The 23,131-nt window shown below is 67.0% G+C and carries 27 protein-coding genes and 1 tRNA gene; 11 read left to right on the forward strand and 17 right to left on the reverse strand.

Going from position 1 to position 23,131, the window contains the following annotated elements; genetic code table 11:
• Positions 1 to 196: 196 nt before the first annotated feature.
• From QMZ25_RS11395 to dxs, 5 genes are all read left to right on the forward strand, one after another.
• Positions 197 to 748, forward strand: coding sequence for a lipocalin family protein (locus tag QMZ25_RS11395; RefSeq protein ID WP_053518705.1), 552 nt, complete (start codon positions 197 to 199; stop codon positions 746 to 748).
• Between the two features lie 161 nt (positions 749 to 909).
• Complete coding sequence (locus tag QMZ25_RS11400) at positions 910 to 1,386, forward strand: LEA type 2 family protein (protein ID WP_283219659.1); 477 nt, start codon at positions 910 to 912, stop codon at positions 1,384 to 1,386.
• A gap of 61 nt (positions 1,387 to 1,447) precedes the next feature.
• Positions 1,448 to 3,238, forward strand: coding sequence for an acyl-CoA dehydrogenase C-terminal domain-containing protein (locus tag QMZ25_RS11405; RefSeq protein WP_053518703.1), 1,791 nt, complete (start codon positions 1,448 to 1,450; stop codon positions 3,236 to 3,238).
• Positions 3,239 to 3,484: 246 nt separating this feature from the next.
• Positions 3,485 to 4,150 carry an HNH endonuclease gene (locus QMZ25_RS11410; protein ID WP_053518701.1) on the forward strand — a complete coding sequence of 222 codons (666 nt, stop codon included), beginning with the start codon at positions 3,485 to 3,487 and terminating at the stop codon, positions 4,148 to 4,150.
• 105 nt (positions 4,151 to 4,255) lie between these two features.
• Complete coding sequence (dxs, locus tag QMZ25_RS11415) at positions 4,256 to 6,163, forward strand: 1-deoxy-D-xylulose-5-phosphate synthase (protein ID WP_065175547.1); 1,908 nt, start codon at positions 4,256 to 4,258, stop codon at positions 6,161 to 6,163.
• Positions 6,164 to 6,233: 70 nt separating this feature from the next.
• Here the strand turns inward: dxs and QMZ25_RS11420 are convergent, their stop codons facing one another.
• From QMZ25_RS11420 to QMZ25_RS11430, 3 genes are all read right to left on the reverse strand, one after another.
• Entirely contained in the window at positions 6,234 to 6,437 is a 204-nt protein-coding gene (locus QMZ25_RS11420; protein ID WP_053518700.1) for a hypothetical protein, read from the reverse strand.
• Positions 6,438 to 6,605: 168 nt separating this feature from the next.
• A complete protein-coding gene (locus QMZ25_RS11425) occupies positions 6,606 to 7,145 on the reverse strand; it encodes a DUF3011 domain-containing protein (RefSeq protein WP_053518699.1) in 540 nt (179 codons plus the stop codon).
• 132 nt (positions 7,146 to 7,277) lie between these two features.
• Positions 7,278 to 7,484: a hypothetical protein gene (locus tag QMZ25_RS11430; RefSeq protein ID WP_065175527.1), complete on the reverse strand. Its 207-nt coding sequence runs from the start codon at positions 7,482 to 7,484 to the stop codon at positions 7,278 to 7,280.
• A 401-nt stretch (positions 7,485 to 7,885) separates the two neighbouring features.
• Between QMZ25_RS11430 and QMZ25_RS11435 the strand changes: the two genes are divergently transcribed.
• Both QMZ25_RS11435 and QMZ25_RS11440 read left to right on the forward strand, forming a co-directional pair.
• On the forward strand, positions 7,886 to 8,161 hold the full coding sequence (locus tag QMZ25_RS11435) for a hypothetical protein (RefSeq protein ID WP_053518696.1): 276 nt from the start codon (positions 7,886 to 7,888) through the stop codon (positions 8,159 to 8,161).
• 11 nt (positions 8,162 to 8,172) lie between these two features.
• Complete coding sequence (locus QMZ25_RS11440; RefSeq protein ID WP_053518695.1) at positions 8,173 to 8,406, forward strand: DUF1653 domain-containing protein; 234 nt, start codon at positions 8,173 to 8,175, stop codon at positions 8,404 to 8,406.
• 57 nt (positions 8,407 to 8,463) lie between these two features.
• Here QMZ25_RS11440 and QMZ25_RS11445 read toward each other — a convergent pair whose 3' ends face one another.
• The 3 genes from QMZ25_RS11445 to QMZ25_RS11455 form a co-directional block, all read right to left on the reverse strand.
• A complete protein-coding gene (locus QMZ25_RS11445; protein WP_006380555.1) occupies positions 8,464 to 8,637 on the reverse strand; it encodes a DUF1328 domain-containing protein in 174 nt (57 codons plus the stop codon).
• Positions 8,638 to 8,743: 106 nt separating this feature from the next.
• On the reverse strand, positions 8,744 to 9,385 hold the full coding sequence (locus QMZ25_RS11450) for a LysE family translocator (RefSeq protein ID WP_283219660.1): 642 nt from the start codon (positions 9,383 to 9,385) through the stop codon (positions 8,744 to 8,746).
• 97 nt (positions 9,386 to 9,482) lie between these two features.
• A complete protein-coding gene (locus tag QMZ25_RS11455) occupies positions 9,483 to 10,115 on the reverse strand; it encodes a cation transporter (RefSeq protein WP_080375309.1) in 633 nt (210 codons plus the stop codon).
• A 107-nt stretch (positions 10,116 to 10,222) separates the two neighbouring features.
• On the opposite strand from QMZ25_RS11455, the gene QMZ25_RS11460 reads away from it, so the two are divergent.
• Positions 10,223 to 10,918: an aspartate/glutamate racemase family protein gene (locus QMZ25_RS11460; protein ID WP_053518692.1), complete on the forward strand. Its 696-nt coding sequence runs from the start codon at positions 10,223 to 10,225 to the stop codon at positions 10,916 to 10,918.
• 19 nt (positions 10,919 to 10,937) lie between these two features.
• On the opposite strand, the gene QMZ25_RS11465 is transcribed toward QMZ25_RS11460, so the two are convergent.
• From QMZ25_RS11465 to thrS, 10 genes are all read right to left on the reverse strand, one after another.
• A complete protein-coding gene (locus QMZ25_RS11465; protein WP_193396119.1) occupies positions 10,938 to 11,333 on the reverse strand; it encodes a hypothetical protein in 396 nt (131 codons plus the stop codon).
• Positions 11,334 to 11,549: 216 nt separating this feature from the next.
• Positions 11,550 to 11,626 (reverse strand) — tRNA-Pro (locus QMZ25_RS11470).
• Between the two features lie 67 nt (positions 11,627 to 11,693).
• A complete protein-coding gene (locus QMZ25_RS11475) occupies positions 11,694 to 12,050 on the reverse strand; it encodes a MerR family transcriptional regulator (protein ID WP_053518690.1) in 357 nt (118 codons plus the stop codon).
• On the reverse strand, positions 12,031 to 12,330 hold the full coding sequence (locus tag QMZ25_RS11480) for an integration host factor subunit alpha (protein WP_005410432.1): 300 nt from the start codon (positions 12,328 to 12,330) through the stop codon (positions 12,031 to 12,033). The genes QMZ25_RS11475 and QMZ25_RS11480 overlap by 20 nt, the downstream gene beginning before the upstream one ends.
• 27 nt (positions 12,331 to 12,357) lie before the next feature.
• Positions 12,358 to 14,739, reverse strand: a complete 2,382-nt coding sequence (gene pheT, locus QMZ25_RS11485; RefSeq protein WP_283219661.1) for a phenylalanine--tRNA ligase subunit beta — start codon at positions 14,737 to 14,739, stop codon at positions 12,358 to 12,360.
• 85 nt (positions 14,740 to 14,824) lie between these two features.
• Positions 14,825 to 15,820 carry a phenylalanine--tRNA ligase subunit alpha gene (locus QMZ25_RS11490; protein WP_164150613.1) on the reverse strand — a complete coding sequence of 332 codons (996 nt, stop codon included), beginning with the start codon at positions 15,818 to 15,820 and terminating at the stop codon, positions 14,825 to 14,827.
• A 190-nt stretch (positions 15,821 to 16,010) separates the two neighbouring features.
• Positions 16,011 to 16,370, reverse strand: a complete 360-nt coding sequence (gene rplT / locus QMZ25_RS11495) for a 50S ribosomal protein L20 (RefSeq protein WP_005410435.1) — start codon at positions 16,368 to 16,370, stop codon at positions 16,011 to 16,013.
• Positions 16,371 to 16,381: 11 nt separating this feature from the next.
• On the reverse strand, positions 16,382 to 16,579 hold the full coding sequence (gene rpmI / locus QMZ25_RS11500; protein WP_005410436.1) for a 50S ribosomal protein L35: 198 nt from the start codon (positions 16,577 to 16,579) through the stop codon (positions 16,382 to 16,384).
• A gap of 266 nt (positions 16,580 to 16,845) precedes the next feature.
• Positions 16,846 to 17,373 (reverse strand): translation initiation factor IF-3, encoded by a 528-nt coding sequence (gene infC / locus QMZ25_RS11505; protein ID WP_075076340.1) that lies wholly within the window; start codon positions 17,371 to 17,373, stop codon positions 16,846 to 16,848.
• A 63-nt stretch (positions 17,374 to 17,436) separates the two neighbouring features.
• Entirely contained in the window at positions 17,437 to 19,338 is a 1,902-nt protein-coding gene (thrS, locus tag QMZ25_RS11510; protein ID WP_065175534.1) for a threonine--tRNA ligase, read from the reverse strand.
• A gap of 431 nt (positions 19,339 to 19,769) precedes the next feature.
• On the opposite strand from thrS, the gene QMZ25_RS11515 reads away from it, so the two are divergent.
• From QMZ25_RS11515 to QMZ25_RS11525, 3 genes are read left to right on the forward strand one after another with little or no spacing between them, the layout of a single operon-like run.
• Positions 19,770 to 20,066 carry a hypothetical protein gene (locus tag QMZ25_RS11515; RefSeq protein ID WP_283219662.1) on the forward strand — a complete coding sequence of 99 codons (297 nt, stop codon included), beginning with the start codon at positions 19,770 to 19,772 and terminating at the stop codon, positions 20,064 to 20,066.
• Positions 20,066 to 20,329 carry a hypothetical protein gene (locus QMZ25_RS11520; RefSeq protein ID WP_197571972.1) on the forward strand — a complete coding sequence of 88 codons (264 nt, stop codon included), beginning with the start codon at positions 20,066 to 20,068 and terminating at the stop codon, positions 20,327 to 20,329. The genes QMZ25_RS11515 and QMZ25_RS11520 overlap by 1 nt, the downstream gene beginning before the upstream one ends.
• A 10-nt stretch (positions 20,330 to 20,339) precedes the next feature.
• Positions 20,340 to 21,899, forward strand: a complete 1,560-nt coding sequence (locus QMZ25_RS11525) for a PepSY-associated TM helix domain-containing protein (RefSeq protein ID WP_283219663.1) — start codon at positions 20,340 to 20,342, stop codon at positions 21,897 to 21,899.
• A gap of 37 nt (positions 21,900 to 21,936) precedes the next feature.
• Here the strand turns inward: QMZ25_RS11525 and QMZ25_RS11530 are convergent, their stop codons facing one another.
• Positions 21,937 to 23,127: a glycoside hydrolase family 18 protein gene (locus QMZ25_RS11530; RefSeq protein ID WP_197600331.1), complete on the reverse strand. Its 1,191-nt coding sequence runs from the start codon at positions 23,125 to 23,127 to the stop codon at positions 21,937 to 21,939.
• Between the last annotated feature and the right edge of the window lie 4 nt (positions 23,128 to 23,131).

Below are 23,131 nucleotides of genomic sequence, written 5' to 3' on the forward strand. Positions count from 1 at the left end.
GTAGCTCAGTTGGTAGAGCAGGGGATTGAAAATCCCCGTGTCGGCGGTTCGATTCCGTCCTCGGCCACCATGCTTGAAGACCTGCAGAAATGCGGGTCTTTTTTTGTTTCCGGCGCGCCATGCAGGCGGTTGACGAAACATTCACACCGGCACGCAGCACGCCCCCTACGCTCCAGTGTCCTGCCGGAGTCTGCCGATGCATCTGCGCCCTGCCCTGTTCGCCTGCCTGCTGCTGGCTTCGCTGTCCGCGACCGCCAGCGAACCCGTGCGTGCCGTCGATGCGCTGGACATCGACCGCTATGCCGGCCAGTGGCACGAGATCGCCCACCTGCCCGTGTCGTTCCAGAAGCGCTGCGTCGGCGACATCACCGCACACTATGCATTGCGCCGCGATGGCCGCATCAGCGTCACCAATGCCTGCCGCAATGGCGACGGCGAACGCGTGGTGGCTGAAGGCGTGGCCCGGCCCGTGGCCGGACATCCCGGCCAGTTGCAGGTGCGCTTCGTCCCCGACTGGCTGAGCTGGGTGCCGCTGGTCTGGGCCGACTACTGGGTGCTGGCGCTGGATCCGGACTACCAGTGGGCGATGGTCGGCGGCCCTGACCGCAAGTATCTGTGGATCCTGTCGCGCCTGCCGGAGATGGACCGCGCACGGTTCGAACAGCTGAAGGCCAAGGCCGAGGCGATGGGCTACGACCTGGCGCCGCTGCGCCTGATGGCGCCGATACGCGACGCACCGGCCGACTGAGCCGCCCTCCGGCTGCGCGCAACGCGCCCGCTCCGGCGCTGTGCGTGCCCGGCCGCCATCTTCACGCGCTACCCTCTGCGGCGGGTCGCCACAGGCGATCCACTGAACCATACGCCGTAGTATGCTTACGCCAACGCACCCCCTTCAGAGGACTTGCGCCCATGTTGCACCGTTTCCGTACCGTCTTGATCGTCCTGTGCACCCTCGCCCTCGCCGCCTGCAGCGACGGCATCGTCAAGCGCGTCTCGGAACCGGCCGCCAGCCTGCAGCAGCTGACCGTCCGCGCCGACGGCAACTGGACCGTGGCGCTGCGCCTGCAGAACTACAGCTCGATGCCGATGACCTTCGACGATGTGTCCCTGGCGCTGAGCGTCGGCGACAGCGAAGCCGGCATCCTGCAGGCCCGTCCCGGCATCTCCATCGGCGGCACCTCCGCCGACGTCATCACGGTCGACCTGGTGCCCAGCTCGGCCGCACGCCTGGTGGTGGCCGATGCGCTGGCCGGCAACCGCACCCTGGCCTATGGCCTCAAAGGTTCGGTGACAGCCACGCCGCAGGAAAAGAAGCAGCGCAGCTTCGACGTCAGCAGCCGCAGCACGTTGAACCAGGCGCCGGGCCTGCCGGGCGTGCTGCGCTGAACACCACTTTCCATCGCGGCGCACCGCGCCGCTCTCCCTGTCCCTGATCGAGACGTATCCGATGAGCAGCTACACCGCCCCGCTTTCCGACCTCCGTTTCGCCCTGCACGACGTGCTCAAGGTCGAACCGCTGTTCGCCCGCCTGGGCTTCACCGACGCCACCGCCGACGTGGTCGATGCCGTGCTGGAGGAAGCCGGCCGTTTCAGCGCGAGCGTGCTGGCCCCGCTCAACAGCGTGGGCGATGAAATCGGCTGCGTGCTCGACCAGGCCACTGGCGAAGTCACTACCCCGCCTGGCTTCAAGCAGGCCTATGACCAGTTCGTCGACGGCGGCTGGACCGGCCTGACCGCCGCACCCGAGCTGGGCGGCCAGGGCCTGCCGCACACCCTGGGCGTGCCGCTGAATGAAATGATCAATGCTGCCAATCTGGCGTGGGGCAATTTTCCGCTGCTCTCGCACGGCGCCATTGAAGCGCTCAAGCAGCACGGCGAAGCGTGGCAGCACGACGCCTTCCTGAAGCCCCTGATCGAAGGCCGCTGGACCGGCACCATGTGCCTGACCGAACCGCACTGCGGTACCGACCTGGGCCTGCTCAAGACCAAGGCCGAGCCGAACGCCGATGGCAGCTACGCGATCACCGGCACCAAGATCTTCATCACTGCCGGCGAGCACGACCTGACCGGCAACATCGTGCACCTGGTGCTGGCCAAGCTGCCCGACGCGCCTCCGGGTGCAAAGGGAATCTCGCTGTTCGTCACCCCGAAGTTCAAGGTCGACCGCGAGGGCAACGTCGGCGAGCGCAACGCGCTGCGCTGCGGCTCCATCGAGCACAAGATGGGCATCAAGGGCTCGGTCACCTGCGTGATGAACTTCGACGGCGCGCAGGGCTATCTGGTCGGCCAGCCGCACAAGGGCCTGCAGGCAATGTTCACCATGATGAACACTGCGCGCCTGGGCGTCGGCCTGCAGGGCATCGGCCTGTCCGAACGCGCTTATCAGAACGCGCTCAAGTACAGCCGTGAGCGCCTGCAGTCGCGCGCCCTGAGCGGCGCGAAGTTCCCGGACAGGCCGGCCGACCCGATCCTGGTCCACCCGGACGTGCGCCGCATGCTGCTGACGGTGAAGTCACTGGTCGAGGGCAGCCGCCTGCTGGCCCTGCACGCGGCCACCCTGATCGACATCGCCCACCGCGCCGACGACGCTGCCGAGCGCGAGCGCGCCGACACCCTGGTGAGCTTCCTGACCCCGATCTCCAAGGCGTGCCAGACCGAATGGGGCATCGAGAACACCTACAACGCCCTGCAGTGCTTCGGTGGCCACGGCTACATCCGCGAACACGGCATGGAGCAGCTGGCGCGCGATGCACGCATCACCACGCTGTATGAAGGCACCACCGGCATCCAGGCGCTGGACCTGATCGGCCGCAAGACCGCCTCCAGCCAGGGGGCCGGCCTCAAGCTGATGCTGGCCGAGATCGAGGCCTTCGCCAGGGAACACGAGGGCAACGAAGCGCTGGCCGAGTTCATCGGCCCGCTGCGCGCCAAGGCCGCCGAATGGGGCAAGCTGACCATGGACGTGCTGCAGCGCGCCGCCGGCAACCCGGACGAGCTGGGTGCGGCCAGCTACGACTACCTGTTCTATTCCGGCTACGTGGTGCTGGCGTACTGGTGGGCACGCAGTGTCGCCGCCGCCGACGCCAGTGCGCACGGCGCGGCATTCGCGCAGGGCAAGCGCGAAACCGCGCGCTTCTACTTCGCCCGTGTGCTGCCGCGTACGCTCAGCCATGCTGCCGCGATCCAGGCCGGTGCCGCGCCGCTGATGGCGATGGACGACGAGCGCTTCGGCGCCTGAGCCCATCCCGCCGGTAGATCCACGCCATGCGTGGATGAGGGGTCAGAGCCCTTTCCCTCGGAAAGGGATCCGACCCCGGCCTGACCGCCCTCGATCATCCCTCTGGAGAAAAGCCCCCCTTTGTTAAGGGAGGCGCGCCAACGGCGCGGGGGACAGGAGGAATGCGCGGACCTGAATCTTGCGATTTGCGTATCGCCGACGGGCGATACACAAATCGTCAACATTCAGGTATAAGCTGTTCTCCCGATGGAGACAGACACTACACGCTTGGGTCTGATCGAAGCCGGAGCCCCGCTTTCTGCTCCGGGCGTCGAAGCATCGCCCAACGTCACGACGTTGCACCGCCCCGGTTCGGTCCGGCTGCTCTCGCTCGACGCCCACGGACGCGTACTGGACTGGATCACCTGGCAGGATGCCGCCTGCCTCTACGCCCGCGAGGCCGTCGCCTGGACCCTTGGCGACCCCTGCCTGCACATCCACGGCGGAACCAACCGGTTCAGCGGCCTGCAGAGCGGCCTGGACCTGCATCCGATCATCGCCGCGCGCGGCCACGCGCGATCCCGTGCCATCGACCCTACCCCGAACCTGACCAACCCGGCCCTGTTCGCCCGCGATTCGCACCTGTGCCTGTATTGCGGCCAGCAGTTCAACCGTCCCTCGCTGACCCGCGACCACGTCATGCCGCTGTCCAAGGGCGGGCTGGACTGCTGGGAAAACGTAGTCACCGCATGCTTCCACTGCAACTCGCGCAAGAGTGACCGTACCCCCCAGCAGGCCGGCATGCCGCTGCTGGCGGTGCCCTACCGGCCCAGCTGGATCGAGCACCTGATCCTGTCCAACCGCAACATCCTGGCCGACCAGATGGCGTTCCTGAAAGCGCAGCTGCCCAAGCGTTCCAAGCTCAGCACCTGAACCTGCCGGCCGGCAACCCTCACCGTCCTGTCACGGACGGCGGCGTTTGCTTGCCCCACCCCCGTTTGAGGGCGAAAATGGTCGTTCAGAACACGTGCGAACATGATGATCGACTCTGCCCGCTATCCCCGCCTCGCGCACATCCAGACGCCGGATGACCTGCGCACGTTCGACGAATCCGAGCTGAGGGCGGTCGCCGACGAACTGCGCGCCTACCTCATCGAATCGGTGGGCAAGAGCGGCGGACATTTCGCCGCCGGCCTGGGCGTGATCGAACTCACCGTCGCCCTTCACTACCTGTACCAGACCCCGCATGACCAGCTGGTCTGGGATGTGGGCCATCAGACCTACCCGCACAAGATCCTCACCGGCCGCCGTGACGAGATCCACACCGTCAAGCAGAAGGACGGCGTGGCGCCGTTCCCCAAGCGCGAGGAAAGCGAGTTCGACACCTTTGGGGTCGGTCACTCCTCGACCTCGATCTCCGCCGCACTGGGCATGGCCATCGCCCGCCAGTCACAGGGCGACGACCGCAAGATCGTGGCAGTGATCGGTGACGGCGCGATGACCGCCGGCATGGCCTTCGAGGCGCTGATGCACGCGGGCGGCATGGAGCCGGAGCCGAATCTGCTGGTGATCCTCAACGACAACAACATGTCGATCTCCGAGGCCGTCGGCGGGCTGACCAAGATGCTCGGCCGCGCCACCGGCAGCCGCACGCTCAATGCACTGCGCGAAGGCGGCAAGAAGATCCTGGGCGACAAGAAGAACAATCCGGCGCGCTTCGTGAAACGCTGGGAAGAGCACTGGAAAGGCATGTTCGTGCCCTCCACGATGTTCGAGGAGATGGGCTTCCACTACACCGGCCCGATCGACGGCCATGACCTGCCCGCCCTGCTGTCCACGCTGAAGACGCTGCGCGCCTCCAAGGGCCCCAAGCTGCTGCACGTGATGACCACCAAGGGCAAGGGCTACGAGCCTGCCGAAGGCGACCAGATCGGTTATCACGCAGTGGGCCCGTTCGATCCCGACAAGGGCCTGGTGGCCAAGACCGGCGCCAAGAAGCCGACCTACACCGACGTGTTCGGCGACTGGCTGTGCGATGCTGCCGCCGCGGAGCCACGCCTGTACGGCATCACCCCGGCGATGCGCGAAGGCTCCGGCCTGGTGCGCTTCAGCAGGGAATACCCGCAGCGCTACTTCGACGTGGCGATCGCCGAGCAGCACGCGGTCACCCTGGCCGCCGGCATGGCCACCCAGGGCGGCAAGCCGGTGGTGGCGATCTATTCCACCTTCCTGCAGCGCGCGTACGACCAGCTGGTGCATGACGTGGCCATCCAGGACCTCGACGTGCTGTTCGCGATTGATCGCGCCGGCGTGGTCGGGCCGGATGGGGCGACCCATGCCGGCAACCTCGACCTGAGCTTCCTGCGCTGCGTGCCGAACATGGTGGTGATGGCCCCGTCGAACGAGGCAGAGTGCAGGCAGATGCTCAGCACCGGTCTGCAGTACGCCGGTCCGGCCGCCGTGCGTTACCCGCGTGGCAGCGGTACCGGCGTCGCGGCCGGCAGTGACCTGTCCACGCTGCCGATCGGCAAGGGCGAGCTGCGCGTGCAGGGCAGCCACATCGCCCTGCTGGCGTTCGGCAGCACCGTTGCCGCCGCCGAACAGGTGGGCCGCGAGTTGGGCCTGAGCGTGGTCAACATGCGCTTCATCAAGCCGCTGGACCGCGACCTGGTGCTGGCAATGGCCGCCCAGCACGAAGGCCTGGTGACCATCGAAGACAACGTGGTGGCCGGTGGCGCCGGTTCCGGCGTGGCCGAGCTGCTCAACGCCGAAGCGGTGCTGCGACCGATCCTGCATCTCGGCCTGCCCGACGCCTACCAGCATCATGCCAGCCGCGAGGACCTGCTGGCTGAAGCCGGCATCGATGCCGCCGGGATCCGCGCGGCCGTGCTCAAGCGCTGGCCGCAGCTGGCTGCCACCACTCCGCCGCTGAGCGCGGCAGGCTGACCGTTCCGGGTGGAACCGGGCAGGTGCCCGGTTTCCCCGCGCCTGCTGCGTAACGACGCCCGGTCCCTGTTCAACCGTAGCTGATCGCTTCCACGAACGCGCCGCTGGCTTCCACGCGCACGGCGGCGCGCTGCCCGGTGTCCACGAAGTGCAGCCTGGCCAGGGCCTGGGCGAAATCGAAGGCGCGGGCGCCGTCGCGGAACTCGATCGGCTCCGGTCTATCCGGATGCAGAACACGCCATTGGCGCTGTTCGCACTGAAGGCGGATCAACATGCAGCTCACTCCTTGAGGCAGCGTATCGATGAAGGCGGAAGGCGTGCACCGGTGACGGCACGGACTGCCGATGCAATCAGGGCACCCGTGCCCTGATTGCAGACGATACGGCGTTCAAACTGTGAGCAATATCAGATTTTTCTGATTTGACGCAGATGGCCAGAAGGATCAGTTCACCTGGAACTGGGCGCGGCACCCATCGCTGACCCAGATGCCGCGGCGGTCCCAGCCCCAGGTCCGGCCCTCGATACAGGCACTGCGGGAGTCCTGCCGGATCAGGCGTACGCTGCGGCGGACGCGGGTGTCACAGTATTCTTGTCGATGGCCATTGGAATGACAGGCGATCACTTCGCCACCGCGGCCATTGCCGTTGCCCCATCCACCACCCCAGCCGCCGCCACGACGCGACTCGCCGACGAACTCGGCCCGGCAGCCCCGGGTCACCCACACCCCGGAGCGCGACTGGCCCCAGGTCTCGCCCTCCACGCACGGCGAGCCGGACAACTGGCGGATCAGCCGGGGCCGCCCTTCAAGGCGGCACTCATTGCTGCGGTTCTTGACCGATTCGCATCGCACGATGCCGCCCCCGTCGCGGCCGCCATGGCGATCGTCGTCATAACCATAGTTCTGCGCCTGCGCGCCCCCGGCGGCGGCCAGCATCGGCAGCAGTGCGCAGGCCAGGGTGCGCCAGGTGAGTGCGTTGCCCATCGAGATCTCCAGATGAATGCGTGGCGGCAAGCATCCGGGATTCGCGGCGCGGCGCACAGAGGGCAACGCACCGTCGGTTCTTTCCCCATTCAAACAGCTCAACCGCGGCTGACTGCGCCGCAGGGTCGGCCGCTAGGCACCGATCCGCAGTACATCCACTGCCCCCCCCAGTGCCTCCACACGCACGATGCAGTGCTGGCCCGTGCGGCGGTGATGTTCCTGGGCCAGTTCGGTGGCGACATCGAACGCATCGGCGCCGCGGGCGAACGAGGCGGTGGTGCGCGCCTCGGGGTCCAGCACGAACCAGTGCTGGGCATTGCAGTGGACGGTAAACACCATGATCGACTCCAACGGAGGGAATGGACGCGGCGCCGGGAGGTGAGAGCGCCGATACCTGTTCAGGCTAGCGAGCGCTTCAGGCAGGGCCTATCAGATTTGTCCGAAAAATCCCCGCCGGCGGATCGGAATTCGCGCTTCGTCACATCCCTGAGCCCGTTCACCCCATGACTTTCGTGATTCTTGTCACGAAGTCAGCTTGGCTTCACACTATCGTCACCAACAGGGGCCCCTTCCACATGCGCACCTTCCAACCGCCGCAGCGCTCGACGCTGCTGAAGTTCTACTTCGCAGCCTGCTACCTGGTCCTGATCGAGGAACTGATCCGCGCGTCGATGAGTTGAGCGCTTGCCGCTGCTGCTGGCCCGCCGCACACTGATGGTTTAGGCCACGGAGTGTCCTCGATGAAAGCCCTCATGCTGGCGCCGATGCTGCTGGCCCTGGCCGCCTGCGCGGCACCGCAACAGACGCCCGTGCGCGAAGCGGCAGCCACTTCCGCCCCTGTAGTCGGCGGTGATCGCGATGCCCATGGCTGCATCGGCTCGGCCGGCTACCAGTGGTGCGAGCGCAGCCAGCGCTGCGAGCGCCCCTGGGAACTGGCCCAGGCGCAGGGCCTGGCCAACACCGCCGAGGCGATCGACGCCTACTGCGCGATGCCGGCACAGCCGGCGCGCAGATGAGTGCCGCCCCCATGACGGCGCTCAGTCCCCTGCCCACGCTTGCGCGCGGCCGCTATCGCCATTTCAAGGGCGGCGAGTATGAAGTGATCGACATCGTGCGCAGCAGCGAGACCCTGCAGCCGATGGTGCTGTACCGCGCACTGTATGGCGAAGGCGGATTGTGGGTGCGACCGTACGCCATGTTCGTAGAACAGGTACCGGGCGCACTTGGCCCACAGCCTCGTTTCGCACGTATCGAAGACTGAAGACTGCGCGTCTCGCGTGGCAGCGCACGCCTGCGCGCGCTGCCACGCAGGCAGCCGCTAGCTGACCTTCTTCGCGACGGTCATGCCCAGCAGGAACAGCACCACGGCAATGATGATGCCGGCCCAGAACAGGAACTTGGCGATACCCACCGCGGCACCCGCGATGCCGCCGAAGCCGAGCACGCCGGCGATCACACCGATGATGGCGAAGATGATGGCCCACTTGATCATGTCGATCCTTTCCCCACAGGGACTGAAAACAGTGCGATCAGCCTAGGCCGCAGCCGATGCCAGCCTCGTGAGGGAGCCGCGCGTGCGGCGTGAAGCCGCATACGGATCAACGGGGCCGGAAGCGCAGCAGGGCCACCGCGAACGCCAGGAACACGCTGCCCACCAGCCGCTCGAACCAGCGCCGGGCGAACGGCCGGCCGAGCCAACGGCGCAGGCCATGGCCACCGGCGGCATACATCACGTACCAGAACAGCTCGCAGCTGGCGAAGGTTGCCACCAGTACGCTGTACTGCACGGCCTGACCCCGCGCGGGATCGACGAACTGCGGCAGGAACGCCGTGGCGAACAGCAGCAGCTTGGGATTGCTCAGGCCCACCAGCAGGCCGCCGCGGAATACCGCCCAGGCTCCGTCCGCTGGCAGGACCGTCGCCGGGGCCTCAACGTCCACCGGCGCTGCCGGCCGGCTGCTGTCGCGCCACGCTTTCAGGCCCAGCCAGGCCAGATAGGCCACGCCCAGATAGCGCAGCACTTCAAACAGCATGGGTGAGGAGTGCAGCAGTGCGCTCAACCCGGCGGCGGAGGCCGCCAGTACCACCAGCATGGCCAGCAGGCAGCCGGCCATGGCCGGGAGGCTGGCGCGGAATCCCAGGCCGACGCTGCGTCCGAGGATATGCAGCATGTTCGGTCCAGGGGTGCCACACAGCACGAACACCGTAGCCAGGAACCACCACCAGGTCTGCAGGGACATTCGGCCATCCACGAAAGAGAACCGTCCCAGCATAGGCGGTGGCTCACCGCGACGTCACATACAGCGCGATGCCGATGCGACGGTTACAGGCGGCCACTCACGCATGAACTTGCCGTGCCGCGCGCAGCTCCGACCACGCCGTACCCAGCACGCGCATCGCCGACCGCAGAAACAGCACCAGCAGTGCGGCCGCCACCAGCAGATCGGGCCAGCCCGCACCGAACAGCGCCACCAGCCCTGCAGCCAGCAGCACCGCCGAGCCCTCGTACAGATCGTTGCGCGAGCACTCCCAGGCGGACGCCAGGTTGACGTCATCGTTGCGATAGGGTGTGAGCAGCCACAGGCACAGTGCATTGGCTGCCAGATTGAGCAGGGCGGCCAAGCCCATGCTGGCGAACAGCGGCACCTCCGGATGCAGCAGGCGCCAACCGATCTGCACCGCCACGGCCACCGCTGCGGCAAGGATCAGCAGCCCCTTGAACAGCGCCACACGTGCCTTGGCGACGATGCCCGCACCCACCACCGCGAGGCTGAGCGCATAGGTGGCCGCGTCGCCCAGATTATCCAGCGCACCGGACAGCAGTGACGAAGAATGGCTGTACCAGGCGGCCAGCACCATCATCGCGAACGTGGCAAGGTTGACCAGCAGCACGATCCGCAGCACGCGGCGGTGACGCGCCTGCATCGCCGCCAGGTCCATCGTCCTGCCGCAGCCACAGCATTCGCCCATCACCCTGCCCTCGATCATCGATGGCCGCATTATCGCGCCTGTCAGCGGTCGCGGCGACATCGCCGCCCGCCTGTGCTGCAATGGCGCCTCCCCACCTGGAGCGGCACATGAAGACCCTGGGCCTGATCGGCGGCATGAGCTGGGAGAGTTCGGCGCAGTACTACCGCCTCATCAACGAAGAGGTGCGCCGTCGCCTGGGGGCCGCGCACTCGGCGCAGCTGCTGATGTGGTCGGTGGATTTCGCTCCGATCAAGCAGTTGCAGCACGACGGCGACTGGGACGCGCTTGCGCGGCACATGGTGGATGCGGCAGAGCGGTTGCAGGCGGGCGGCGCCGATGTACTGCTGATCTGCACCAACACGATGCACGCGCTGACCGCACAGATCGAAGCAGCCTGCCCGCTGCCGCTGCTGCACATCGCCGACCCGACCGCCACCGCCATCGTGGCGGCCGGTTGGCGCAGGGTGGGCCTGCTCGGTACTGCTTTCACAATGGAACAGGACTTCTACCGGGGACGCCTGGCCGGTCGCTTCGGGCTGGAAGTGCTGGTACCCGACGCCGAAGATCGCCAGCAGGTCCACGACATCATCTACCAGGAGCTGATCGCCGGCGTGGTCAGCGAGCGCTCGCGACAGGTCTACGCAGACGTGATCGCGCGGCTGGTGGCGCGTGGTGCCGAAGCGATCATTCTCGGCTGTACCGAAATCATGCTGCTGGTACGCCCGCAGGACAGTGCGGTGCCGCTGTTCGATACCACCAGCCTGCACGCCCAGGCAGCGGTTGACGCCGCGCTGGCGGGATAGACGGCCGGCATGGACGCGATCAGTCCGCCCCCTGCACTTCCAGCGCCGTGACCAGCCAATCCACCACCGCCTGCGAGTCGCACAGGAAGAAGATCGCATCGCCGGACCGGGCCTCGGTCAACAAGCGATAGACCGTGATCGCCACCGCCGACTGGTTGGCGATGAACACCTCGGGGCTGCGCGGCCCCTCGTTGTGCCGGGAAACGGTCTGCAATGCGCGGCGCGCGGCCACCGTTGCGGCCGGGTCGGCACTGCGGGTCAACTCGGGCCCACGCAGGCCCCAGCTGACAAAGACGTGCTTGCCCTTGAACGTGGTGTCCAGGACCTGCACCTCGGCGGCACCTGCCTCAGCCGAGCGATGAATGACGGTACTGCTGATCAACGCAACCCCCTGTGGTCGTCGTGGTCCGCGCATCCACCTCCACGGACCCGCTGCACGCCCGTGACCGCAGCCACATGCTGCGCCAGCGGACGCGGAAGAGAGACGGAAGGAGAAACCGATGCGATCGGATGTGCAGCGATGATACGGGATGTCGGTCACGCATGGGCCGGCGTACGCGGCCGCATCGCCCATCGGTTCACCCACAAAAAAGCCCACGCATCGCTGCGCGGGCCTTCTGTTTCATCACAGTGGTCGGGACGGCCGGATTCGAACCGACGACCCTCTGCCCCCCAGGCAGATGCGCTACCAGGCTGCGCTACGCCCCGACTGATGCTGCGATGTTCCCGCCAGTGCGGCGGGGCGTGAAGTATAGCGGATCACGCGGGATTTGGGTCACCGGCGAAGCAATTGCAGCACTTCTTCCAGCTCCATCCGCACCTGCTTGATGATCTGGTTGCTCAGCGCCGATTCCTCGCGGGCATCGGGGCCCTCCAGACGCAGGCGGGCACCGCCGATCGTGTAGCCCTGTTCGTACAGCAGGCTGCGGATCTGCCGCACCATCAGCACGTCATGGCGCTGGTAGTAGCGGCGGTTGCCGCGGCGCTTGGCCGGCTCAAGGCTGGGAAACTCGGTTTCCCAGTAGCGCAGCACGTGCGGCTTGACGTCGCACAGCTCGCTCACTTCACCGATGGTGAAGTACCGCTTGGCCGGGATCGGCGGTAGTTCGCGGTTACTGCCCGGATCCAGCATAAGCTTCCACCCTTTCCTTGAGCTTCTGGCCCGGACGGAAGGTGACCACCGTACGGGCGGAAATCGGAATTTCCTCGCCGGTCTTCGGATTGCGGCCCGGGCGCTGGTTCTTGCGCCGCAGGTCGAAATTGCCGAAGCCCGACAGCTTCACCTGACGTCCCTGTTCCAATGCTTCACGCAGCACATCGAAAAACGCGTCGACGAATTCCTTGGCTTCACGCTTGTTCAGACCGACTTCGTCGAACAGCTTTTCCGCCATCTCCGCCTTGGTCAATGCCATTGCCTGCTACCCCCGAGTGCTGCCCGCTCAGCCGCGGATCCGGGCGTGGTGTTCACGCTCGATGGCGGTGACCGCCTCGGCCACCACCGCATCCACGTCGCGGTCCGTCAGAGTGCGCGACTTGTCCTGCAAAATCAAGCCCATAGCGAGACTCTTGAATCCCGGCTCGACCCCTTGGCCCACATAGCGGTCGAACAGGTTCAGCTCGCGCAGGAGCGGGCCGGCGGCCTTCCGGACCGTGGCGGCCAGATCGCTCCAGGCCACCTGCTCCGGCACCAGGAACGCCAGGTCGCGGCGCACCGCCGGGAAGCGCGACAGCTCGCCGGCACGCGGCAGGCGGCGCGCCGACAGCGGCTCCAGGTCCAGCTCGAAGGCGTAGACGTCGGCCTCGATGTCCATCGCCTTGGCCAGGCGCGGGTGGATCTGGCCGATCCAGCCGATCGCAACCCCGTCGCGGAACACCTCGGCCGAGCGCGCCGGGTGGCCATGCGCACGGCTGGACGGGCGGAACTCCAGCGAGGCACCACTGGCAGCAGCCAGGGACTCCAGATCACCCTTCAGGTCATGGAAATCGACCTTGCGGGAAGGCAGACCCCACTGCACCGCCTGCGCATCGCCGCACACCGCGGCAGCAACACGCGGAGTTTCCAGCGGCGCCGGCTGGCCCTCCCCCGCCTGGCGGGCGAACACGCGGCCGATCTCGAACAGGCGCACCCGGCCCAACTGGCGCGCGGCGTTGCGGCCCAGCGTGGCCACCAGGCCCGGCAGCAGCGACGGGCGCATCACCGCCAGTTCGGCCGACAGTGGATTGGCCAGCGGCACCAGATCGTCGCGCAGCTGCCACTGGGTCAGCAGCGCATCGTCGACGAAGGCGAAATTGAGGGTTTCCTGCAGGTCGCGCGCGATCAGCTGGCGACGCACGCTGAGGGTGTCGAGCTGGGTCTCGCTCGGCATCGCCACGCGCGCGGCACCGCCCGGCAGGGTGGTGGGAATCTGCTCGTAGCCATGGATGCGGGCCAGCTCTTCGATCAGGTCCTCTTCGATGGCGATATCGAAACGGCGGCTCGGTGCGGTGACCTGCCAGCCGTCGGCCGTGGCGACCACCTCCATGCCCAGCGCGCGCAGGATGCGCTCCACTTCGGCATCCTCGATGGTGATGCCGAGCACGCGGGTAATGCGCGGGCGGCGCAGCGCGATGGTGGCCGGCCGGGGCAGGTCAGCCTCGCGCACGGCCTCGGTGACCGGTGCCGGGGTGCCGCCGGCCAGGTCCAGCACCAGGCGGGTGGCGTACTCGATGGCGGTGCGCGGCAGCGCCGGATCGACGCCGCGCTCGAAGCGGTGGCCGGCATCGGTGTGCAGGCCCAGCTTGCGGCCACGGCCCATGATCGCTGCCGGCGCGAAGTGCGCAGCCTCCAGGAACACGCTGGTGGTCGCGTCGGTCACACGGGAATCGAAGCCCCCCATCAGACCCGCCAGGCCCACCGCTCGATCAGCATCGGTCACGACCAGGAAACTGTCGTCCAGCACGGCATCGCGGCCATCGAGCAGCTTCAGGTTCTCGCCTGCGCGTGCGCGCCGCACGGCGATGCTGCCCTGCAGGGTGCCCAGGTCATAGGCATGCATCGGCTGACCCAGTTCCAGCATCACGTACTGGGTGATGTCGACCAGCAGCGACACCGGACGCACGCCACTGCGGCGCAGGCGCTCGGCCATCCACAGCGGGGTCTTCGCCGCAGGGTTCAGGCCCTCGATGACGCGCCCCAGGTAACGCGGCGCCTCGGCGCCGGCGTCGAGCCGGATCGACAGCTCGCGGCTGCCGACGGCGGCGACCGGTGCTGCAGCGAAGTCCAGCACCTGGCTGCGGGTGGCGGCCGCCACGTCGTAGGCGATGCCGCGCACGCTGAAACAGTCGGCACGGTTCGGGGTCAGCTTGATCTCGATGCTGGCATCGGGCAGGCCCAGGTAGTCGACCAGGGCCTGGCCGACCGGGGCATCCGCGGGCAGTTCCAGCAGGCCGGAAGCATCGTTGTCCAGGCCCAGCTCCTTCGCCGAGCACAGCATGCCGTTGGACTCGACACCCCGCAGCTTGGCCGGCTTGATCTTCAGTTCGCCGATCTGCGCACCGACCATCGCCAGCGGCGCGACCAGGCCCGGACGCGCGTTCGGTGCGCCGCAGACGATCTGCAGCAGCTCGCCCTGCCCGGCATCGACCCGGCAGACCTGCAGGCGGTCCGCTTCGGGATGGCGCACGGCCTCGACGATGCGCGCCACCACCACGTGCTGCAGGCCCTCGCCCAACGCGGTCACGTCTTCCACTTCCAGGCCGATCGCGGTCAGCACCGCACTCAGCTCATCGCGCGACGCGCGGGTGGGGACGTGGCTGCGCAGCCAGTTTTCGGAGAATTTCATGTTGTCACCCTGGTGGACCCGGCGCAGGCGCCTGGGCCGTCGAATGTTTGAGTCCGCCAGGCTGGGCCCGGCGTTGCCGAATGCGTTACGCGAACTGCTTCAGGAAGCGCACATCGTTCTCGAAGAACGCGCGCAGATCGTTGACGCCGTAGCGCAGCATCGCGAAACGCTCCACGCCCATGCCGAAGGCGAAACCGGTGTAGCGCTCAGGATCGATGCCGACGCTGCGCAGCACGTTCGGATGGACCATGCCGCAGCCGAGCACTTCCAGCCAGCGGGTGCTGCCATCGGGCTGCTGCCAGGCGATGTCCACTTCCGCACCGGGCTCGACGAACGGGAAGTAGCTGGGACGGAAGCGCATCTCGAAGTCGCGCTCGAAGAAGGCACGGACGAATTCGGCAAGCGTGCCCTTCAGGTCGGCGAAGGTCGAGTGCTCGTCCACCAGCAGGCCTTCCACCTGATGGAACATCGGCGAATGGGTCTGGTCGCTGTCGCTGCGGTACACCTTGCCGGCGGCGATCATGCGCAGCGGCGGCGCATGGTTGCCCATGTAGCGCACCTGCACACCGGAGGTGTGCGTACGCAGCAGGCGGCCGTCACCGAAGTAGAAGGTGTCATGCATGGCGCGCGCCGGGTGGTGCGGCGGGAAATTCAGCGCCTCGAAGTTGTGCCAGTCATCCTCGATCTCCGGCCCTTCCGACAACTCGTAGCCCAGTCGGCCGAAGATGCCGGTGATGCGCTCCAGGGTACGGGTGATCGGGTGCAGGCCGGCGCGTTCGCCATTGCGGCCCGGCAGGGTGATGTCGATGGCTTCGGCGGCCAGGCGCGCATCCAGTGCCGCATCCTCCAGCAGCGCCTTGCGCTCGCCCAGCGCGCGGGTCAGTGCGTCGCGGGCCTGGTTGATCGCTTCACCGGCGGCCTTGCGCTCGTCGGCCGGCAGGGCGCCGAGCTGCTTGAGCTGCGCAGTGATGCTGCCGCTCTTGCCGAGCAGGGCCACGCGCAGTTGCTCCAGCACGTCGGGGCTCTGTGCAGCGGCCACCTCGGCCAGCGCCTGGGTGGTGAGGGATTGGATGTCGCTCATGGGGGGCCGGAACTCCAGTCGATCTGCCATCGCGGCAGGCGAAGGGCCGACCCCTGTCGCCACCGCCGTCCCCGCGTCGCCGTGGCCACGCCGGGACCCAAAAAAGAATGGGGAAGGACTTGCGCCCTTCCCCATGCATTGCCTTGACCTGACACCGTTCCGGATGAACGGCAACGGCATCGGGAAGGACTTATGCCGCCAGCGCGCCCTTGGCCTTTTCGGCCAGCGCGGCAAAGCCGGCTGCGTCGTGCACGGCGATGTCAGCCAGGACCTTACGGTCCAGGGTGATGCCGGCCTTCAGCAGGCCGTTCATGAAGCGGCTGTAGCTCAGACCATTGATGCGGGCAGCCGCATTGATGCGGGTGATCCACAGCGAACGGAAGTTGCGCTTCTTCTGCTTACGGCCGATGTAGGCGTACTGCTGTGCCTTGATGACCGCCTGCTTGGCAACGCGGAAGACCTTGCGGCGGGCGTTGTAATAGCCCTTGGCGAGATCCAGAATCTTCTTGTGGCGGCGACGCGCCTGTACGCCACGCTTAACTCGTGCCATTTTTCAGTTCCTCAGAGGTAAGGGAGCATGCGGTCCAGACGGCCTGCGTCTTCTGCACGGACATGGCCCGTCTGACGCAGATTACGCTTACGCTTGGTCGCTTTCTTCGTGAGGATGTGGCTACGGTTGGCGTGGCCGCACTTGTACTTGCCCGAGGCGGTCTTGCGGAAACGCTTGGCCGCTGCCCGGTTGGTCTTGATCTTGGGCATTGCAATGTCCTTGATGGGATTTGACCCTGGTTTCTGACTGATCTGGCGGCGGCCTGGGCCGCTCTTTCCGTCCTGCCATGATCGGCGTACGACCCGTCCTGGGTGGGTCGAGCCGGGCATGATACAGGCAAAACCGCCCTGCCACCAGCCCCAGCACCCCTTGCGCCGGCATTTCACCGGCATCCTGCAAAAGCAAAGGGACGCCAGTGGCGTCCCCTTACCCTGAACCATTCAGCCAGGCGCCCCGGAAGGCGGCCCGTCAGGCCTCAGGTCTTCTTCTTCGGCGCGATCATCATGACCATCTGACGCCCTTCCAGGCGCGGACGGGATTCAATGACGATGTCCTCGCCCAGATCGGTCTCGATCCGGTTGGCCATTTCGCGACCCAGTTCCTGGTGGCTCATTTCACGGCCACGGAAACGGATGTTGACCTTGATCTTGTCGCCTTCTTCAAGGAACCCGCGCATCTTGCGCAGCTTGATCTGGTAGTCGCCCTCGTCCGTGACCGGACGGAACTTCACTTCCTTGATCTCGACCTGCTTGGTCTTCTTCTTGGCCTCGCTGGCCTTCTTCTGCGCTTCGAACTTGAACTTGCCGAAGTCCATGATCTTGCAGACCGGCGGATCGGCCTGCGGCTGGATTTCGACCAGGTCCAGGCCTTCATCTTCGGCCATGGACAGCGCTTCGTCGCGCGACAACACGCCGATCATTTCTCCGTCACTGCCGATCACGCGGACGCGCGGCACACGGATTTCCTGATTCTTGCGGTTCTGTTTGTTGTCAGGGGTGCTGATATTACGTTCTCCCAAGGGTATCGAACCGGTCCGGGTGCCTGTGCCCCCGGACCGGACCTTTGCTTACGCGCCCTCGGCCTGGAGCCGCTCGATGAAGGCCTGCAGGCTCATGCTGCCCAGGTCTTCGCCAGAACGCGTACGCACCGCCACAGCCCCATTTTCCTTCTCGCGGTCACCAATGACCAGCAGGTAGGGCACGCGCTGCAACGTATGCTCGCGGATTTTATAGCCGATCTTCTCGTTACGCAAATCCGAGCTGACGCGGAAGCCTTGCTCCGCAAGGGTTTTGGTCACGCCCGAGACGTAGTCGGCCTGGGCGTCGGTAATGTTGGCCACCACCACCTGGGTCGGCGCCAGCCAGGCCGGGAACTGGCCGGCATGGTGCTCGATCAGGATGCCGATGAAACGCTCCATGGAGCCGACGATCGCCCGGTGCAGCATGACCGGATGCTTCTTCTGGCTGTTCTCGTCCACGTACTCGGCGCCCAGGCGGCCGGGCATCATGAAGTCGACCTGCATCGTGCCCAGCTGCCAGGTACGGCCGATGGCGTCCTTCAGGTGGTACTCGATCTTCGGGCCGTAGAAGGCGCCCTCGCCTGGCAGCTCCTGCCACTCCACGCCGCAGCTGGCCAGCGCCGAGCGCAGTGCGCCCTCGGCCTTGTCCCAGGTGGCGTCATCGCCCAGACGCGATTCCGGCCGCAGCGCGATCTTGATCTGGATCTCCTCGAAGCCGAAGTGCCGGTAGACCGCCAGCGCCTGCTGGTGGAAGGCGGTCACTTCGGATTCGATCTGCGCCTCGGTGCAGAACACATGGCCGTCGTCCTGGGTGAAGCCGCGCACGCGAAGGATGCCGTGCAGTGCGCCGGAGGGTTCGTTGCGGTGGCAGGAACCGAACTCACCGTAGCGGATCGGCAGGTCGCGGTAGCTGTGCAGGCCCTGGTTGAACACCTGGACGTGGCCCGGGCAGTTCATCGGCTTGACCGCGTAGGTGCGCTTCTCCGACTCGGTGAAGAACATGTTGTCCTGGTAGTTGTCCCAGTGACCGGACTTCTTCCACAGGCTCACGTCCAGGATCTGGGGGCAGCGCACTTCGCCATAACCGCTGTTGCGATAGACCTTGCGCATGTACTGCTCGACCACCTGCCACAGCGCCCAGCCCTTGGGGTGCCAGAACACCAGGCCCGGCGCCTCTTCCTGCAGGTGGAACAGGTCCTGCTGCTTGCCGATGCGGCGGTGGTCGCGCATTTCGGCTTCCTCGATGCGCTTGATGTAGGCATCGAGCTGCTTCTTGTCGGCCCAGGCGGTGCCGTAGATGCGCTGCAGCTGCTCGTTCTGCGCGTCACCACGCCAGTACGCACCGGAAATGCGGGTCAGCTTGAAGGCCTTCAGGAAGCGCGTGTTCGGCACGTGCGGGCCACGGCACATGTCCACGTACTCCTGGTGGTAGTACATGCCCATGGCCTGGATGTCGTCGGACATGTCCTCGATCAGGCGCAGCTTGTAGTCCTCGCCACGCGCCTTGAAGATCTCGATCACTTCCGCGCGCGGCGTCATCTTCTTGATGACGTCGTAGTCCTGGGCGATCAGTTCACCCATGCGCTTCTCGATCGCGGCCATGTCGTCCGGGGTGAACGGGCGCTCGGAGTAGATGTCGTAGTAGAAGCCCTCGGCGATGACCGGGCCGATGACCATCTTCACGTCCGGGTACAGCTGCTTGACGGCATGGCCGACCAGGTGGGCGCAGGAGTGGCGGATGATCTCCACGCCCTCCTCGTCCTTGGCGGTGATGATGCGCAGGCTGGCATCGTGATCGATGACGTCGCTGGCATCGACCAGCACGCCATCGACCGAGCCGGCGATGGTCGCCTTGGCCAGGCCGGCACCGATCGACTGGGCGACGTCCATGACGCTGACGGGGTTTTCGAACTCGCGGCGGCTGCCGTCGGGAAGGGTAATGTTGATCATCGCAGTGGCTTCGTGCGGGGGCCCGCGCTGCGGGCTGGAAAGCGGCTCCGGGCAGGCGCCCGGGCAATAAAAAAGCGCCGCGAGGGCGCCTGGAACGCAGGGCCTTCGGGGGCAGGTCAACCGTGGGCGGTGGTAGTGCTCATGTCGCACGCTCGGCCGGCGCTGGGCGCGGGCCACCTTGTTCCAGTCAGGATAATGACTGCGATTTTAGACCAGTGCGCGGGAAAGCCCAAGCACTCCCCGTCGCGCCCCTGAATGGCCGTCGCTGGCAGCCTGAAATCGCAATGATTACCATGTCCAGGCAGCCCGCCCCGTGCCAGCCTGCCCGCTTTCCCCCAGGACCTCGTGATGCGCCACCCGCTCCGACCGGCCTACGCCGGCCCCGCCCGTGTCCCGCGTTCGCCGCCCTCGCGCCGCGCAGGCTGCCGGCAATGATCACTGTCGGCCTTTCCACGCTCGGCTTCTGCAGCCTGGGCGTGCTGTCCGCGATGTTCTCGGCGACGGCCTTCTATGCCGCCTCGCCGCATTGCCGCTGGCCGCGCCTGCGCCGGGCTGGCCGGCTTGGCCGACAGATCGTCCTGGTTGCCGCTGCGGCCGCACTGTGGCTGTGGATGGCCGAACTGGGCTTCGCCGCGGGGCTGGTGGCGATGCTGTGCACCTGGATGCTGGCGGCGATGCTGCTGCCGGCCATCGCCGCCTGGCACCGCCCCGGCACGGAGCCGCGCTGATGTGGGCCCGCGCCCTCGCCGGCATCTTCGCCGGCTTCCTGCTGGCCGCGGCCGCCACCGGACTGGTGGCCTGGCTGCCGCCCGGCCCATGGCAGCACGCCCTGGTACCGGCCCTGATCGCCTTCATCCCGCTGTGGATGCTGGCCGCCCTCTGGGCGTTCAGCTTCCGCCGCGCCGCACACGCCTGGCTGGCCCTGGCCGGCACTGCTGGCGCCGGCTTCGCCGTGCTCGGCCTGCTGCGCCTGGCCGGTGCGGTGCAATGAGACCGTCCCCATGAAGTTCTCCTCGCAGACGCTGCGAACGTTCACCACCCTGCACACCTGGGTCGGCCTGGTCGCCGGCTTTGGCCTGTTCGTGGCCTTCTATGCAGGCGCCCTGACCCTCTTCCACCATGACCTGCCGTTGTGGCAGACGCCGGGCGCGGCGACGGCATTGCCCGCGGACCTGGATGACGCACAGCACCTGCTCGAGGACGTGCTGGCAGCCCACGCGGAGGCACGCCGCCATGTCGGCATGACCTTCCCCGGCACCGACCATCCGCAGCCGCTGGCCTACTGGCAGACCGATGACGGCAGCTGGCGCTATGCGTGGCCGGGACACACCGCCGGCAGCCCGACGCCGCCGCAGACCGGTCTGGCCGAACTGGTCAACGAGCTGCATTACAGCCTGGGCCTGCCGGTGGCCGGCGTGTATGTAATGGGCATCGTCAGCCTGCTGTACGGCATGGCCCTGCTCAGCGGCCTGGTGATCCACCTGCCGAAACTGCTGGGTGACCTGTTCGCGTTGCGCCCGGGCCGCAACCTCAAGCAGCAGTGGCAGGATGCGCACAACGTGATCGGCGTGCTCAGTCTGCCCTTCCATCTGATGTTCGCCGTTACCGGCGCCCTGCTCTGCCTGGCGTTCGTACAGATGGCACTGCTCAATCCGCTGATCTTCGATGGCAAACTGCTGCAGGCCGTGCCGACCGCGATGGATACCGCTCCGGTGCGCGAGGCCAGCGGTGTTCCGGCACCGCCGGGCAGCCTGCAGGTCCTGCATGCGCGCGCCCTGGAAGTGGCCCGCGCCCAGGGCGTGGCCAACTTCGAACCGGCCTATCTGAAACTGGCCAATGGTGGCGACGCCAAGGCCACCATCGAGATCACCGGCGAATCCACCGGCACGCTGGGCCCGCTGGGCGCGGTCGCCCTGGACGTGACCACCGGCGACGTGCTGGCCACGCAGCTGCCGGGCCAGCGCGATGCCAATCACGCTACGCTGAGCGCCGCCTATGCGCTTCATTTCGGTGAGTTCGGCAACGGCGTGGTGGTCTGGTTGTACTTCCTGATGGGGCTCGGCGGCGCCTTCCTGTTCTATTCCGGCAACCTGCTGTGGATCGAATCGCGACGCAAGCGACGCCAGCCCGAGCAGTCGCGTGCGGCCGTCAACATGGCGCGTGCCACCGTCGGTGTCTGCATCGGCCTGTGCGTGGCGATCTCGTTGGCGTTCGTCGTAGCGCTGGTGCTCGAACGCGCAGCACCCGCGGCGGTCGACCCGGGCATCCGTTGGGCCTGTTTCAGCAGCTGGGCCGCGTGCGCGCTGTGGGCATTCCTGCGCAGGCCCGCACAGGCCGCCCGGGAACTGCTGTGGGCCGCTGCGGCCGCGACCGCGCTGGTGCCGGTCCTGCATGGTGCATTGAACGGTGACTGGCTGTGGCGTGCCGCCGCTGCCGGGCACTGGCCGCTGTTCTGGATCGACGCCGTCGCCCTGGCGATGGCCTTCGGCTTTGCGCGCCTGGCGCTGGCCAGCCAACGCCGGGCGCGCAACGGCGACCCCAACAGCGTCTGGGCCGACTGACCGCCCCGCCGGGCCATGCCGGCGGAGCGCGGCGCCTTCAATCGCCCACGCGGGCCTTGTGCCAGGGCGCCAGCATCGCGTTGAGCAGGCTGGCCTGTTCATCGTCGCCGGTCAGCTCCCACATGAAGACACCGGCCAGCCCCTGTTCGCGGGCGAACTGCGCCCGCAGGCCGATCGAACGCGGGTCTTCATAGCTGATGAAGACGTTCTCCCGCGGGTTGTACAACCACGGGCTCTGCGCCTGCGGGTGCCAGTGCCTGGTCCAGCCCGGCTGATCGAGGTAACGCGCCTTGATCACCCGCCAGTCGCCGGCATCGGCCGGCGCACTGTAAGCCTGGTACAGGCCGTCGGCACTCTCCCCGGTCACCTTGAAGCCGCGCCCGTAGAACGGCACGCCCAGCACCAGCTTGTCCGCCGGCACGCCATGTTCGCGGTAGTACTGCACCGCACCGGCCACGTTGTTCCAGCGCCGCAGTTCCGGCGCCAGCGGGTCGGCCGGCACTTCATGCAACGGCGCGTTGAAGGTCGACACGGCCGAAAAACCGGTACCCATGTCGTAGCTCATCAGGTTGATGAAATCGAGTATCCGGGCCAGCGCCGGCAGGTCGTAGCTGGCGGCGGGATCATAGGGGCCATCGGTCTGCAGCCGGCCAGCGGCCAGCGCGGCGGTCAGCAGCATCGGCTGCCCTGCCCTGCGCCCGTACGTATCGAGCGCGGTACGGAACGCCTGCGCCAGGCGCGTCATGTTGGCCCGGTCCTGCGGACGATGGGCCAGTTCCTTCGGGCCGCCACTGACCGGAAACTCCCAGTCGATGTCCACGCCATCGAAGCTGCCTGCGTGCCGTTCGAAGAACAGCGCCATGCAGGAGTCGACCAGGCGCCTGCGGCTGGCTTCGGTCAGCGCGGCATCGGAGAACCCACCGGCGCCCCAGCCGCCGATCGAGATCAGCGTGCGCAGATGCGGATGCGCTTTTTTCAGGTCAGCCAGCTCGGCAACGTTCTTCGATGCGTCCGCACCGATCACGCATCGGCCGTCTTCGATGGTGGAGAACGCGTAGAACAGATGCGTCAGGCGCTCGGCTGGAATGCTCGAAACCGGATAGCGCCCGGCCGAGCCACCGGGGTAGTAGGCGCCGAAGATCGGCGACTGCGCCGGCGCAGCGTGCACTGCGCCGGGCACGGCAGCGGTGACGAGTACGGCAAGGACGGCCAGGGTCTGGCGGAACATGGGA

Source organism: Stenotrophomonas sp. RS-48 (assembly GCF_030053245.1).
In the GTDB taxonomy this organism is placed as follows: Bacteria; Pseudomonadota; Gammaproteobacteria; order Xanthomonadales; family Xanthomonadaceae; genus Stenotrophomonas; species Stenotrophomonas maltophilia_P.